The following is a 13262-nucleotide window of genomic DNA, read 5'->3' on the forward strand; positions in this document are numbered from 1 at the left end:
ATGGGGCATGCAAGCCTTGATGTCCCTGCTGGCTGAACACGGCCTGCTGATCGTCTTCCTGGTCACCCTGGCCGCACGGGCCGGCGTGCCGGTGCCCGCCGCGCCGCTGCTGGTGGTCGCAGGCGGCCTGGCCGCGGGGCCGGCCGGTGGTGCCACGCCGCCATGGTGGTGGGCCCTGGGCCTGGCCATCGTGGCCAACGTGGCCGGCGACGCCGTGTGGTTCGCCGCCGGGCGCCGCTACGGCCACCGCGTCATGGGCCTGCTGTGCCGGCTCTCGCTGTCCCCCGATTCCTGCGTGCGCCAGAGCGAGACGATGATGACCCGCTGGGGCGGCAGCGCGCTGGTGGCGGCCAAGTTCGTGCCGGGCGTGTCGGTGGTGGCCGCGCCGATGGCCGGCGCGCTGGGCATGTCGGTGCCCCGCTTCGTGGCCTACGACGTCGTGGCCGGCGCCATCTGGTCGGGCCTGTTCCTGGGCCTGGGCGCCGCATTCAGCCGGCAGGTGGATGCCGTTCTGGCGGCGCTGGCCCAGGCCGGCATGGCGGCCGGCATGCTGCTGGTGGCGCTGGTGGCCGGCTTTGCCGGCTGGCGCTGGTGGCGCCGCCGGCGCTTCCTGCGGGCGCTGGCGATGCAGCGCATCACCGTGACCGAGCTGCGCCAGCTGCTGCAGGCGGCCGACGCCGCGCCGGTGGTGATCGACGTGCGCTCGGGCACCGCAGGCCAGCTGGACCCGCGGCGCATTCCCGGCGCCCGCCCCGTGGCCCTGCCGGACATCCTGGCCCATGCGGCCGGCCTGCCGCGCGATGCGCACATCGTGCTGTATTGCAACTGCCCGAACGAGGCCTCTGCCGCACTGGCCGCGCAGCGCCTGGCCCGTCAGGGCTTCACCCGTGTGCGGCCGCTGGCCGGCGGGCTGGAAGCCTGGGCCGCCGCGGGCCATCCGGTGAGCACGGGTTGAGCAGCTGCTGCATTGCACAATCGGCGCTCCGGATCGAGTCACCAGGGGAAGCCGCATGCGCCGTGTCGTGTTCAATCAGAAGGGTGGCGTGGGCAAGTCCACCATCACCTGCAACCTGGCCGCCATCGGCGCGCAGCAGGGGCATCGCACGCTGGTGGTGGACCTGGACTCGCAGGGCAACACCACCCACTACCTGGTGGGCCAGGCCGCGGCCGAAGGCCTGGGCGCCGGCGCCGCCGAGTTCTTCGAGCAGACGCTGAAGTTCAGCGTGCGGCCGCCGGCCACCACCGACTTCATCGTGGCCACGCCGTGGGAGAACCTGAGCCTGATGCCCGCCAGCATCCACCTGGACGAGCTGCACGGCAAGCTGGAGTCGCGCTACAAGATCTACAAGCTGCGCGATGCGCTGGCCGAGCTGGCCGACGACTTCGACGACATCTGGATCGACACCCCGCCGGCACTGAACTTCTATACCCGCTCCGCCCTGATCGCGGCCGAGCGCTGCCTGATCCCCTTCGACTGCGACGACTTCTCCCGCCGCGCGCTCTACGGCCTGATGGAAACCGTGCAGGAGATCCGCGCCGACCACAACGATGGCCTGGAGGTCGAAGGCATCGTGGTCAACCAGTTCCAGCCGCGCGCCAGCCTGCCGCAGCGCACGGTGCAGGAGCTGATCGACGAAGGCCTGCCCGTGCTGCAGCCCTACCTGAGCGCCAGCGTGAAGATCAAGGAGTCGCACGAGCAGGCCAAGCCGATGGTGCACCTGGACGCGCGCCACAAGCTCACGCAGGAGTTCGTGGCGCTGCATGCTGCACTGGCGGCTTGAGCAGGCCATGTACACCTCCACCTTCACCTTCCTGCCCAGGCAGTACGACGACGCCTTCCATGCGCTGGACCAGGTGATCGCCGAGGTGGCGCGCTCGATTCCCGGCTACCTGGGCGAAGAGGCGTGGGAGAACCCGGCCACGGGGCTCGTCTCCAACGTGTACTACTGGGAGTCGATGGACGCGCTGCAGGCGCTGATGCGGCACCCTTCGCACGTCGAGGCCAAGCAGGCCCAGTCCCGCTGGCTCAACGGCTACCAGGTCGTGATCGCGCAGGTGGTCGGCAGCTATGGCGACGGACGCATCGCCCATCCGCTGGCGGGCCAGACCGTCGCGCCGTCGGGGTGCCTCAGCGAGCCTGACCCCGCCCCGGCCTACCAGCCCGCCGGGTCCACCTGGTAGTAGCCGCGCAACTCGGCATACAGCGCCGGGTGTTCGGCGGCCAGCCGTTGTGGCTGCTCGAAGAACACCTCGGTGGCCACCGCGAAGAACTCCGCCGGCTCGGTGGCGCCGTAGGCATCGAAGAGCGTGGGCTCGCCGGCCGCCAGCTGCTGGCGCAAGCGATCGAAGGCCGCGCCCAGCACCTGCGACCAGCGCTGGTAGTGCAAGCGCCCGGCCAGCGGCGGCGCACCGTTGGCGGCGCCCGTGATCTGGTCGAGCTGGTGCGCGAACTCATGGATCACCACGTTGTGGCCATCGTCCGGGTCGGCCGCGCCCATCAGCGCGTCGTGCCACGAGAGCAGCACCTGGCCCTGCGACCACGATTCGCCGGCCAGCACACGCCGGTCGTCGTGCTGCACGCCGCCGCCGGCCGGCCGCACCCGGTCCACCACGAAGGCGCCGGGGTACAGCAGCACCTGCCGCAGCTCGGTGAAGGCCGCCTGCGGCCGGTTGAGCAGCAGCAGGCTGGCCTGCGCGGCCACGGTCACGCGCATCTCGTCGGTGACCACCAGCCCGTCGCAGCCGATGAAGGGCACCTCGGCCAGGAAGACCTGGATGCGCTGCTTGAGCTGCAGCTGCAGGTACGCCGGCAGCCTGCGCACCAGCGGCACGCGCCGCCGCAGGATGCGCCGCCAGGCCGCCGGAAACGGCTGCGCACGCCAGCGCCTGCGGCGCTGCTCGCGCAGCCAGGGCTGGCCCAGGAACCAGCCCACCAGCAGCAGGCCCGCCAGGGCCAGGGCGATCATCTCCATCGGAGGGCCAGTGTGCGCGTCATCCGCCGGCCACGTCCCAGCCGCCGCCCAATGCCCGCACCAGGCCGACGGTGGCCTGGTACTGAGCGGCCCGCACCTGCAGCGCCTGCCGGCGGTTGCGCAGCTCGGTGCGCTGGGCGTCCAGCAGGTCGAGCTGGCTCACGTAACCATTGCGGTAACGTGAGGTGGACAGGCTCGTGGCCCGGGTGGCGGATGCCACCGCGCGCGACTGCGCCTCCGCCTGGTCGGCCAGCAGGCGCAGCGCGGCCAGTTGGTCCTCCACGTCGCGGAAGGCCACCAGCACCTGCTCGCGGTAGCCGGCCAGCGCGCCGTCCAGCTCGGCCCGGGCGCTGTCGACGCCGGCCTGTCGGCGGCCGCCATCGAACAGCGGCAGCGACAGCAACGCCCCCACGCCCCAGCTGCGCATCGACCACTTGAACAGGTCGCCGACGTCGGTGGACGCCTGGCCGGCACTGCCGGTGAGCGACACGCTCGGGAACCAGGCGGCCTGGGCCACGCCCACCCGCGCCTGCGCGGCCAGCATGCTGCGCTGGGCGGCGGCCACGTCGGGCCGGCGCTGCAGCACGGTGCTGGGCAGGCCCGGCGGCACGGTGGGCAGCGCGGCCGACCAGTCCTGCGGCGGCACGCTGAAGCTGGAGGCGGCCTCGCCCACCAGCACCGCCAGCGCATGCTCCAGCGTCGCGCGGCGCTGGTCGAGCGCCAGCGCTTCCGACTCGGTGGCGGCCACCTCGGTGCGCACGCGGGCCACGTCCAGCTCGGCGATGTCGCCGGCCTGCTGGCGGCGCTCGGTCAGGCGCAGGGTGTCGCGGTAGGCGTTGACGGTGTCGCGCACCAGCGCCCGCTCGGCGTCCAGCATGCGCAGCGCCAGGTAGGTCTGCGCCGTGTCGGCCTGCACCAGCAGGCGGGTGCTCTGCAACAGGGCCGCCCGGCTCTGCGCATCCAGCTCGGCCGCCTGGCTGGCCCGCGAGAGCCGGCCGAACAGGTCCAGCTCGTACTGCAGGTCGATGCCCACGCGGGCCAGGGTGTTGGCCGGGCCGTTGTTGTCCACACCCGCTTGCCTGGACAAGCCGGCCCCCACGCCCACCTGCGGCGCGCGGTTCGCGTCGGCCGAGCGCACCAGCGCCCGCGCCTGCTGCAGCCGTGCCGCAGCCTGCTGGATGCTGGTGTTCTGCTCGCCGGCACGTTCCACCCAGCGGTCGAGTTCGGCATCGCCGAAGCTCTTCCACCATTCGCCGCGCGGCTGGGCATCGGCCGGCGTGGCCTGGGCCCAGCGGCCATCGGTTTCCTTGAAGGCGGCCGGCGTGGCGGGCAGCAGGCGATCTTCCACCGGCGGCAGCGCGGTGGCACAGCCGGCAAGCACCAGCGCGGCCAGCAGCGGCGTGAGCCGCGTCCAACGGTTCAGGTTCTTCATCTTGTTCTCCTTGGCAGCGGGCATCAGGCGTCGTGCGGGTGGCGCGGCGCGGCCGGTGAGGGCTGCAGGCCGGCACCGCCCGTGGCGGGCGCCGCATGGGCACCGGCGAAGGCCTCCAGGTGCGGCACCTCGCCATGCAGCTTCAGCGGCCGGTTGCCGGTGAGCTGGCGCAGCAGCACGTAGAACACCGGCGTGAGGAAGAGGCCGAAGGCCGTGACGCCGATCATCCCGGCGAACACCGCGATGCCCATGGCGCTGCGCATCTCGGCGCCCGCGCCGGTGGACAGCACCAGCGGTAGCACACCCATCACGAAGGCCAGCGAGGTCATCAGGATGGGACGCAGGCGCAGGCGGCTGGCCTCGATGGCGGCCTGCAGCGGCGTGCGGCCGGCAAACTCCAGCTCGCGCGCGAATTCCACGATCAGGATCGCGTTCTTCGCGCTCAGCCCCACCAGCACCACCAGCCCGATCTGGGTGAATACGTTGCTGTCGCCATCGGACAGCCACACGCCCGTCATCGCCGCCAGCAGCCCCATCGGCACGATGAGGATGATGGCCAGCGGCAGCGTCAGGCTCTCGTACTGCGCGGCCAGCACCAGGAACACCAGCAGGATGGCCAGCGGGAACACGATGACCGCGGAGTTGCCGGCCAGGATCTCCTGGTACGTCAGCTCGGTCCATTCGAAGCCGATGCCGGGCGGCAGCGTCTCCTTGGCGATGCGCTCGATGGCCTCGCGGGCCTGGCCCGACGAATAACCCGGGGCCGGGCCACCGTTGATGTCGGCCGACAGGAAGCCGTTGTAGCGCATTGCCCGCTCGGGCCCGAAGCTGGGCTGCACGTTCATCAGCGCGGCCAGCGGCACCATCTCGCCGGTGGCCGAGCGCACCTTCAGCAGGCCGATGTCGTCGGCCCGTGCGCGGTGCTCGGCATCGGCCTGCACCCGCACCGAGTACGTGCGGCCGAACTTGTTGAAGTCGTTCACGTACAGGCTGCCGAGGTAGATCTGCATCGTGTCGAACACGTCGGTCACCGCCACGCCCAGCTGCCGCGCCTTGGTGCGGTCGATGTTGGCATAGAGCTGCGGCACGTTCACCTGGTAGCTGCTGAACATGCCGGCCAGCTCGGGCGCCTGGTAGGCCTTGGCCATGAAGGCCTTGGTGGCCGCGTCCAGCGCCTCGTAGCCGAGCGAGGCGCGGTCCTCCAGCTGCAGCTTGAAGCCGCCCGTGGTGCCCAGCCCCTGCACCGGCGGCGGCGGGAACATGACGATGAACGCGTCCTCGATCTGCGCGAACTGCTGGTTCAGCGCCCCGGCGATGGCGCCGGCGTTCAGGCTCTTGTCGGTGCGTTCCTCGAAAGGCTTCAGGCTGACGAACACCACGCCCGAGTTGGAGCTGTTGGTGAAGCCGTTGATCGACAGGCCCGGGAACGAGATGGCGTGCTCCACGCCCGGCTGCTTCAGCGTGATCTCGCCCATGCGGCGGATCACCTCGTCGGTGCGGTCCAGCGTGGCGCCGTCGGGCAGCTGGGCGAAGCCGATCAGGTATTGCTTGTCCTGCGCGGGCACGAAGCCGCTGGGCACCGACTTGAACAGGCCGAAGGTCAGCGCCACCAGGCCCAGGTACAGCGCCATCATCAGCGCCTTGCGGCCCAGCACGCGGGTGACGCCGCGGCTGTAGGCCTCGGAGCTGCGGCCGAAGGCCTTGTTGAAGCCGCGGAAGAACCAGCCGAAGGCCCGGTCCATGCCGCGGGTCAGCGCGTCCTTGGGCTCGTCATGGCCCTTGAGCAGCAGCGCGGCCAGCGCGGGCGAGAGCGTCAGCGAGTTGATGGCCGAGATCACCGTGGAGATGGCGATGGTCAGCGCGAACTGGCGGTAGAACTGGCCGGTCAGGCCGCTGATGAAGGCCAGCGGCACGAACACCGCCACCAGCACCAGCGCGATCGCGATGATGGGGCCGGACACCTCGCGCATCGCGCGGTAGGTGGCCTCGCGCGGGCTCAGGCCCGCCTCGATGTTGCGCTCGACGTTCTCCACCACCACGATGGCGTCGTCCACCACGATGCCGATGGCCAGCACCAGGCCGAACAGGCTCAGCGCATTGATCGAGAAGCCGAACAGGTGCATCACCGCGAAGGTGCCCACCACCGACACCGGCACCGCCAGCAGCGGAATGATGGAGGCGCGCCAGGTCTGCAGGAACACGATCACCACGATGACCACCAGCAGCACCGCCTCCAGCAGCGTGTGCACCACCGATTCGATGGACGCGCGCACGAACTGCGTGGTGTCGTAGACGATGCTGTATTCCACGCCCTCCGGCATGGCCTGCTGCGCCTCGGCCATGGTGGCGCGCACCTGGTCGGCGATGTCGATGGCGTTGGAGCCCGGCGAAGCCAGGATGGCGATGGCCACCGCCTCCTTGTTGTCGAGCAGCGAGCGCAGCGCATAGTCGGCCGCGCCCAGCTCCAGCCGCGCCACGTCGCGCAGGCGGGTCACGGCGCCGTCGGCACCGGTCTTGACGATGATGTCGCCGAACTGCTCCTCGCTTTCCAGCCGGCCCTGGGCATTCACCGAGAGCTGGAAGTCCACGCCCGGCAGGCCCGGCGAAGCACCCACCACGCCGGCCGCGGCCTGCACGTTCTGCTGACGGATGGCGGCGGCCACGTCGCCCGCGGCCAGGCCGCGCTCGGCCACCTTGGCCGGGTCCAGCCACACGCGCATCGCGTAGTCGCCGCTGCCCCACAGCTGCACCTGGCCCACGCCCTTCAGGCGCGCCAGGCGGTCCTTCAGGTTGATGGCGGCGTAGTTGCGCAGGTAGGTGTTGTCATAGCGGCCGGTGGGCGACACCAAATGCACCACCAGTGTGAGGTCGGGCGAGCTCTTGATGGTGGTCACGCCCAGCCGACGCACTTCCTCGGGCAGCCGCGGCTCCGCCTGCGAGACGCGGTTCTGCACCAGCTGCTGGGCCTTGTCGGGGTCGACGCCCAGCGCGAAGGTGACGGTGAGCTGCATCACGCCGTCGGTGGTGGCCTGGCTGCTCATGTAGAGCATGCCTTCCACGCCGTTGATCGATTCCTCCAGCGGCGTAGCCACGGTCTCGGCGATCACCTTCGGATTGGCGCCGGGGTATTGCGCCCGCACCACCACCGAGGGCGGCACCACTTCCGGGTACTCGGACACCGGCAGCACCCGCAGCGCCAGCAGGCCGCCGATGAGCATCAGCACCGACAGCACGCCCGCGAAGATGGGCCGGTCGATGAAGAACTTGGACAGGTTCATGTCGCGCTCCCGATCACGAGTTGGCCTGTGCGGCCTTGCGCTCGGTGGCGGCGGTCACGTCGGGCTTGGCATCCATCGGCACCAGCTTGGGCGCCACCTGCACGCCCGGGCGCACCCGCTGCAGGCCGTTGACCACCACGCGCTCGCCGGCCTTCAGGCCCTGCGTGACGATGCGCAGGCCATCGACCGAGGCGCCCAGGCTCACCTCGCGCCAGGCCACCTTGTCGCCCTCGCCCACCACCATCACGTAGCGCTTGCTCTGGTCGGTGCCCACCGCGCGTTCGTTCAGCAGCAGCGCCTGGCCGGTCCTGGCCTGGCCCATGCGCAGCCGCGCGAACTGGCCCGGCGTGAGCTGCCCCTGCGGGTTGTCGAACACCGCGCGCACGCGCACCGTGCCGCTGCGTGCGTCCACCATGTTGTCGATCAGCTGTAGCCGGCCATCGACCGACACGCCGTCGGCGGTTTCCATGCGCACCGGGATGCGCTGCAGCTGCTCATGCCGCTGCGTGCCCGGCAGCTCGGCCAGCGCCTTGGTGACGATGCGCTCGTCGGCATCGAAGGTGGCGTAGATCGGGCTCACCGACACCAGCGTGGTGAGCACCGGCGCACCGGCACCGGCCGAGATCAGGTTGCCCACGGTCACCTCGATGCGGCCCACGCGGCCAGACACCGGCGCACGCACCTGGGTGTAGCCGAGGTTGAGCCGGGCCGACTGCAGCGCGGCCTGCGCCGCGCGCAGGTTGGCGGCGGCCTCGTTGTGGGCATTGCGGCGCTCGTCCAGCTCGCGCTGGGCGATGGCCTGTTCCTGCCAGAGGCGCTGCGAACGCTCGGCCTCGCTCTGCGTGAAGGCCACGCGGGCCTGCGCCGCGGTCACCTGCGCCTCGGCGCGGTCCACCTCGGCGGCATAGGGCGCGGGGTCGATGGTCAGCAGCAGGTCGCCCTTCTTTACCAGCGAGCCTTCGCGGAAGTGCACCGCCTGCACCGCACCGGCCACGCGGGAGCGCACTTCCACGCGATCCACCGCTTCCAGCCGGCCGGAGAACTCGTCCCAGGCGGTGACGTCACGCGCCTCGACGGTGGCCACCGACACTGGCACCGCCGGAGGGGCCGCCTGCGCGGCGGGCACGTCGGCCGCATCGCTGCGGGGCGACAGGCTCAGCGCCGCGGCGGCGGCGATCGCGGTGACGGCAAGGCCGCCGAGCCACCAGGCTCGTGGCCGGCTCAAGGGATTGCGGTTCATGGGGGTACTCCTGCTGGAAAAAGGGAAACGCCAAGATCGTTGTTGTCAGCGTTCCGCGGTGCGAGCCGGGGAACTTGGGCTCTACAATGCGATCTCAATTTCCGAATGGCAAGTACCCACCTTTTGGTAAGTGCCACAAATTTTTCGGAGGCGCCATGATTCGCAAGACCTACGGCTGCGGCCTGGAAGCAGCGCTGTCGCTCATCGGCGGCAAGTGGAAGCTGCTGATCTTGTACAACCTGACGGGTGGCGAGGCGCGCCGGTTCGGCGAGCTGCGCAGGCTCATCGGCAACATCAGCGAGAAGATGTTGACGCAGGAGCTGAAGGAGCTGGAACTCGACGGCGTGGTGCTGCGCAGGAACTACCAGGAAGTGCCGCCACGCGTGGACTACACGATCACGCCCTTTGGTGAATCGCTGATGACAGCCCTCGGGCCGCTGTGCGAATGGGGCAGCAAGAACATGAAGCGCATCGGCAACCTGCCCACGCAGGTGCTGCCCGACGAGGAAGAAGCCCCCGTGGCCTGCAACGACAAGAGGATGAAGGCATGACCATCCAGGCGCAATGGAACGTGGACCGTGGCGTCACCGCCTGCGAGGTGGCGCTGCCCGGCGGCCTGCTGGCCGTGGACGTGGACGCCAAGCCCGGCGAGACAGCGGCGCATCCTTCGCCGCACGACCTGCTGGATGCGGCGCTGGCCGCCTGCACCACGCTGACGCTGGAGCTCTATGCCCAGCGCAAGGCCTTCGACATCCGGCAGATCGACGTCAAGGTGACGCACACGCACGAGGCGGGCGTCTACCGCATGCGACGCAGCATCCAGGTGTTCGGCGCGCTCACCGACGACCAGCGTGCCGCGCTGCTTCGCGTGGCCGAGGCCTGCCCGGTGCACAAGACGCTGGTGGGCGACATCCAGATCGACACGCAGCTGGAAGCCGACGCGCTGTAGCGCCAACCCTGCGCAGCGCCGCGCATGGACTGCGCCGCGCCGGGCGTCCCTGCTGCGAGCCTTGGTTACGATTTTTTCGGCCTCGCCCGCTGTGTCCACACCGGCATGTCGATACGGCCGGCGCTCGTTCGTCGTAGGGTTGCAGGCTCGCCGAGCCGGCTTCACCTCGAGGACGATGGCCCCATGGCGCCCACCGCACCACACGCGACCGAGCCCCACCCCCGGCAGCGCTGGCTGGCACTCACCGTGCTGTGCCTGGGCGTGCTGATGATCGTGCTGGACACGACCATCGTGAACGTGGCGCTGCCCTCCATCCGCGCCGACCTGCAGTTCAGCGAGACCTCGCTGGTGTGGGTGGTCAATGCCTACATGCTCACCTTCGGCGGCTTCCTGCTGCTGGGCGGCCGGCTGGGCGACCTGTACGGGCACCGGCGGTTGTTCCTGGCCGGCATCACCGCCTTCACCGTCGCCTCGCTGGCCTGCGGCCTCAGCCACACGCAAGGCCTGTTGATCGCTTCGCGCGCGGTGCAGGGCGTGGCGGGCGCGGTGGTCTCGGCGGTGGCGCTGTCGCTCATCATGACCCTGTTCCAAACGCCGGCGGACCGGGCCAGGGCCATGGGCGTGTACGGCTTCGTGTGCGCCAGCGGCGGCAGCATCGGCGTGCTGATGGGCGGGCTGCTCACCGGCACGCTGGGCTGGCCGGCCATCTTCCTGGTGAACCTGCCGATCGGCCTGGGCGTGTTCATCGCCTCCTGGCGGCTGCTGCCCGCCGCGCGCGGCGGCGCCGGCCCGGTGCGGCTGGACCTGGCGGGCGCAGCCACCATCACGCTGTCGTTGATGCTGGCGGTGTACGGCGTGGTGGACGGCAACGCCGCGGGCTGGCTTTCGCCGCGCACGCTGGGCGTGCTGGGCGCGGCGGTGCTGCTGTTCGCAGCCTTCCTGGTGATCGAGCAGCGGGTGGCCGCGCCGCTGGTGCCGCTGCGGCTGTTCAGGCTGCGCAACGTGGCCACGGCCAATGCGGCCGGCGTGCTGTGGGCGGCGGCGATGTTCGCGTGGTTCTTCGTCTCGGCGCTGTACATGCAGGGCGTGCTGGGCTATTCGCCGATGCAGGTGGGCCTGGGCTTCCTGCCCGCCAACCTGCTGATGGCGGCGTTCTCCCTCGGGCTGTCGGCCCGCATCGTGATGCGCTTCGGCCTGCGCCGGCCGATGGCCGCCGGGCTGGGGCTGGCCGCCGGCGGCCTGGCGTGGTTCGCGCAGGCGCCGGTGGCCGGCAGCTTCATGCTGCATGTGCTGCCGCCGATGCTGCTGCTTGGCCTCGGCGCGGGCGTGGCCTTCAACCCGATGCTGCTGGCCGCGATGAGCGACGTGCGCGAGGACGAATCGGGCCTGGCCTCCGGCGTGGTCAACACCGCCTTCATGATGGGCGGCGCGCTGGGCCTGGCCGTGCTGGCCAGCCTGGCGGCCGCACGCACCAGCGCTGCGCTGGCCGGCGGCATGCCGGCCACCGAGGCCCTCCACACCGGCTACCAGCTGGCGCTGCTGCTGGGTGCCGTGTTCGCCGCCGTGGCGGCGCTGATCGGCGCGCTGTTCATGCGTGCCCCCGTTGCCGCCCGCCCGGCGGCCCATCCCGGCGCGGCCTGAGGCCGGCGCCGACTTCCAGGAGACCCCCATGTCGCGATATGTCGATGGATTCGTGGTGCCCGTGCCCAAGAGCAGGCTGGACGACTACCGCCTGCTGGCCGAGAAGGCCGGCGCGGTGTGGATGGAGTACGGCGCACTGGCCTACTGCGAATGCGTGGCCGACGACGTCAAGGTGGGCGAGGTGACCTCCTTCCCGCGCAGCGTGCAGCTCAAGGACGACGAGACCGTGGTGTTCGCCTACATCGTCTACGCCTCGCGCGAGGAGCGCGACCGCATCAATGCCGCGGTGATGGCCGACCCGCGGCTGGCCGACATGGATCCGCAGAACATGCCGTTCGATGGCAAGCGCATGTTCTGGGGTGGCTTCAAGCCGCTGGTGACCATCGGCGACACGGCGGGTTGAGGCGGCAGGCCGTGGCGCGATGACCTGCGAGGTCGTTGAGCGGTGGCCGCTGCGGGCCGATGCTGGAGGCCCGCAACCTCCTGGAGATCCAGATGTCAGAAGCCCCCACCCCCGCCCAGCAGCAGGCACAGCAGCTGGCCCAGCGCTACATCGCCTTGTGGAACGAGCCCGATGCGCAGCGCCGCAACCACCTGCTGCAGGCGCTGTGGCATGAGGAAGGCCGCTACATGGACCCGATGATGCAGGCCAGCGGCCATGCGCAGATCGACGCGCTGATCACCGCCGTGCAGCAGCGCTTTCCCGGCTTTCTCTTCACCCTGGCCGAAGGCTCGGCCGATGGGCACGCCGACCGGCTGCGGTTCTCGTGGCACCTGGGCCCGGCCGGTGCCCAGCCGGCGCCCATCCGCGGCACCGACTTCGCCACGCTGCACGGCGGCCGGCTGCTGGAAGTCACCGGCTTCATCGACGCGCTGCCGGAGGCCGCCTGACGGTGGCGCCCGCCGCCACGCCCATCGGGGAGCACCTGCGCCAGTGGCGCCAGCGCCGGCGTCTGAGCCAGCTGGCGTTCGCCCTGCAGGCCGACGTGTCGCAGCGCCACCTCAGCTGCCTGGAAAGCGGCAAGGCCGCGCCCAGCCGCGAGATGGTGCTGCGCCTGGCCGAGCAGCTGCAGGTGCCGCTGCGGGAGCGCAACGCAATGCTGGTGGCGGCCGGCTATGCGCCGCTGTATGCCGAGCGCCCGCTCGACGACCCGGCGCTGGCGCCGGTGCGCCAGGCCATGCAGCAGGTGCTGCAGGCGCATGAGCCCTGGCCGGCGTTGGCGATCGACCGCCACTGGCAGCTGGTGGCGGCCAACCGCATGCTGCCGCTGTTGCTGGCCGGCGTGGGCAGCGGCCTGATGGCGCCGCCGGTCAACGTGCTGCGGCTGAGCCTGCATCCCGACGGCCTGGCGCCGCGCATCCTCAACTACCGCGCCTGGCGCGCCCACCTGCTGGAGCGGCTGCGCCAGCAGGCCGGCGGCACCGGCGACCCGGTGCTGGCCGCGCTGCTGCAGGAGCTGCTGGCGCTGCCATCACCGGCCTCGGTGGAAGCCGCCGCGCCCGGACCGGTCGACGATCCCGAGCCTGGCGGCATTGCCATGCCGCTGCGCCTGTCCACGCCGGTGGGCCCGTTGTCGCTGTTGTCCACCACCACGGTGTTCGGCACGCCGCGCGACATCACGCTGGCGGAGCTGGCGCTGGAAGCCTTCTATCCCGCCGACGAAACCACCGCCCAGCGACTGCGCCGGCTGGCCGAGCCGGGCCGCACGCCCCTATAGTCGCGCCCGTCGGGCAGCCCGGCCGTGCATGC

Annotated in this window: 13 protein-coding genes; 9 read left to right on the forward strand and 4 right to left on the reverse strand. The window is 71.0% G+C overall.

The annotated features are described in order from the left end of the window. Positions 1 to 7 precede the first annotated feature (7 nt). Genes LRS14_RS09750 through LRS14_RS09760 form a run of 3 tightly spaced genes read left to right on the forward strand, consistent with a single transcriptional unit; the run spans position 8 to position 2181 of the window. Complete coding sequence (locus LRS14_RS09750) at positions 8 to 955, forward strand: rhodanese-like domain-containing protein (RefSeq protein ID WP_257799402.1); 948 nt, start codon at positions 8 to 10, stop codon at positions 953 to 955. A 55-nt stretch (positions 956 to 1010) separates the two neighbouring features. Then, positions 1011 to 1781 carry a ParA family protein gene (locus LRS14_RS09755; protein WP_257799403.1) on the forward strand — a complete coding sequence of 257 codons (771 nt, stop codon included), beginning with the start codon at positions 1011 to 1013 and terminating at the stop codon, positions 1779 to 1781. Between the two features lie 7 nt (positions 1782 to 1788). After that, positions 1789 to 2181 (forward strand): antibiotic biosynthesis monooxygenase, encoded by a 393-nt coding sequence (locus LRS14_RS09760; RefSeq protein WP_257799404.1) that lies wholly within the window; start codon positions 1789 to 1791, stop codon positions 2179 to 2181. Here LRS14_RS09760 and LRS14_RS09765 read toward each other — a convergent pair. From LRS14_RS09765 to LRS14_RS09780, 4 genes are read right to left on the reverse strand one after another with little or no spacing between them, the layout of a single operon-like run. Continuing rightward, complete coding sequence (locus LRS14_RS09765) at positions 2154 to 2972, reverse strand: zinc-dependent peptidase (RefSeq protein WP_257799405.1); 819 nt, start codon at positions 2970 to 2972, stop codon at positions 2154 to 2156. The two genes, LRS14_RS09760 and LRS14_RS09765, sit on opposite strands and share 28 nt — an antisense overlap. Positions 2973 to 2991: 19 nt before the next feature. Further along, complete coding sequence (locus LRS14_RS09770; RefSeq protein WP_046114252.1) at positions 2992 to 4404, reverse strand: efflux transporter outer membrane subunit; 1413 nt, start codon at positions 4402 to 4404, stop codon at positions 2992 to 2994. 23 nt (positions 4405 to 4427) lie between these two features. Then, positions 4428 to 7682 (reverse strand): efflux RND transporter permease subunit, encoded by a 3255-nt coding sequence (locus tag LRS14_RS09775; protein ID WP_257799406.1) that lies wholly within the window; start codon positions 7680 to 7682, stop codon positions 4428 to 4430. 13 nt (positions 7683 to 7695) lie between these two features. Next, complete coding sequence (locus LRS14_RS09780) at positions 7696 to 8922, reverse strand: efflux RND transporter periplasmic adaptor subunit (RefSeq protein WP_257799407.1); 1227 nt, start codon at positions 8920 to 8922, stop codon at positions 7696 to 7698. 155 nt (positions 8923 to 9077) lie between these two features. Between LRS14_RS09780 and LRS14_RS09785 the strand changes: the two genes are divergently transcribed. The 6 genes from LRS14_RS09785 to LRS14_RS09810 all read left to right on the forward strand — a co-directional run bounded on the left by LRS14_RS09785 (position 9078) and on the right by LRS14_RS09810 (position 13230). Then, on the forward strand, positions 9078 to 9473 hold the full coding sequence (locus LRS14_RS09785) for a helix-turn-helix domain-containing protein (protein ID WP_046114194.1): 396 nt from the start codon (positions 9078 to 9080) through the stop codon (positions 9471 to 9473). Beyond that, the gene (locus tag LRS14_RS09790; RefSeq protein ID WP_046114193.1) at positions 9470 to 9871 is read left to right on the forward strand and encodes an OsmC family protein; all 402 of its coding nucleotides are present in this window, start codon (positions 9470 to 9472) and stop codon (positions 9869 to 9871) included. The genes LRS14_RS09785 and LRS14_RS09790 overlap by 4 nt, the downstream gene beginning before the upstream one ends. A 183-nt stretch (positions 9872 to 10054) precedes the next feature. Continuing rightward, positions 10055 to 11512 (forward strand): MFS transporter, encoded by a 1458-nt coding sequence (locus LRS14_RS09795; RefSeq protein ID WP_257799408.1) that lies wholly within the window; start codon positions 10055 to 10057, stop codon positions 11510 to 11512. Between the two features lie 28 nt (positions 11513 to 11540). Next, positions 11541 to 11915, forward strand: a complete 375-nt coding sequence (locus tag LRS14_RS09800; RefSeq protein WP_257799409.1) for a DUF1428 domain-containing protein — start codon at positions 11541 to 11543, stop codon at positions 11913 to 11915. 92 nt (positions 11916 to 12007) lie between these two features. Continuing rightward, positions 12008 to 12403, forward strand: a complete 396-nt coding sequence (locus LRS14_RS09805; protein WP_257799410.1) for a nuclear transport factor 2 family protein — start codon at positions 12008 to 12010, stop codon at positions 12401 to 12403. A gap of 2 nt (positions 12404 to 12405) precedes the next feature. Further along, entirely contained in the window at positions 12406 to 13230 is an 825-nt protein-coding gene (locus tag LRS14_RS09810; RefSeq protein WP_257799411.1) for a helix-turn-helix domain-containing protein, read from the forward strand. Positions 13231 to 13262: the final 32 nt, after the last annotated feature.

This window comes from Aquincola sp. J276, from assembly GCF_024700035.1.
Lineage (GTDB): Bacteria > Pseudomonadota > Gammaproteobacteria > Burkholderiales > Burkholderiaceae_C > Aquincola > Aquincola tertiaricarbonis.

Bases quoted from the DNA above. Each gene is read 5' to 3' on its own strand.
- LRS14_RS09755 (WP_257799403.1), top strand. From the start codon at position 1,011: ATGCGCCGTGTCGTGTTCAATCAGAAGGGTGGCGTGGGCAAGTCCACC.
- LRS14_RS09800 (WP_257799409.1), top strand. From the start codon at position 11,541: ATGTCGCGATATGTCGATGGATTCGTGGTGCCCGTGCCCAAGAGCAGG.
- LRS14_RS09770 (WP_046114252.1), bottom strand. From the start codon at position 4,404: ATGAAGAACCTGAACCGTTGGACGCGGCTCACGCCGCTGCTGGCCGCG.
- LRS14_RS09790 (WP_046114193.1), top strand. From the start codon at position 9,470: ATGACCATCCAGGCGCAATGGAACGTGGACCGTGGCGTCACCGCCTGC.
- LRS14_RS09765 (WP_257799405.1), bottom strand. From the start codon at position 2,972: ATGGAGATGATCGCCCTGGCCCTGGCGGGCCTGCTGCTGGTGGGCTGG.
- LRS14_RS09805 (WP_257799410.1), top strand. From the start codon at position 12,008: ATGTCAGAAGCCCCCACCCCCGCCCAGCAGCAGGCACAGCAGCTGGCC.
- LRS14_RS09760 (WP_257799404.1), top strand. From the start codon at position 1,789: ATGTACACCTCCACCTTCACCTTCCTGCCCAGGCAGTACGACGACGCC.
- LRS14_RS09750 (WP_257799402.1), top strand. From the start codon at position 8: ATGCAAGCCTTGATGTCCCTGCTGGCTGAACACGGCCTGCTGATCGTC.
- LRS14_RS09780 (WP_257799407.1), bottom strand. From the start codon at position 8,922: ATGAACCGCAATCCCTTGAGCCGGCCACGAGCCTGGTGGCTCGGCGGC.
- LRS14_RS09775 (WP_257799406.1), bottom strand. From the start codon at position 7,682: ATGAACCTGTCCAAGTTCTTCATCGACCGGCCCATCTTCGCGGGCGTG.
- LRS14_RS09795 (WP_257799408.1), top strand. From the start codon at position 10,055: ATGGCGCCCACCGCACCACACGCGACCGAGCCCCACCCCCGGCAGCGC.
- LRS14_RS09785 (WP_046114194.1), top strand. From the start codon at position 9,078: ATGATTCGCAAGACCTACGGCTGCGGCCTGGAAGCAGCGCTGTCGCTC.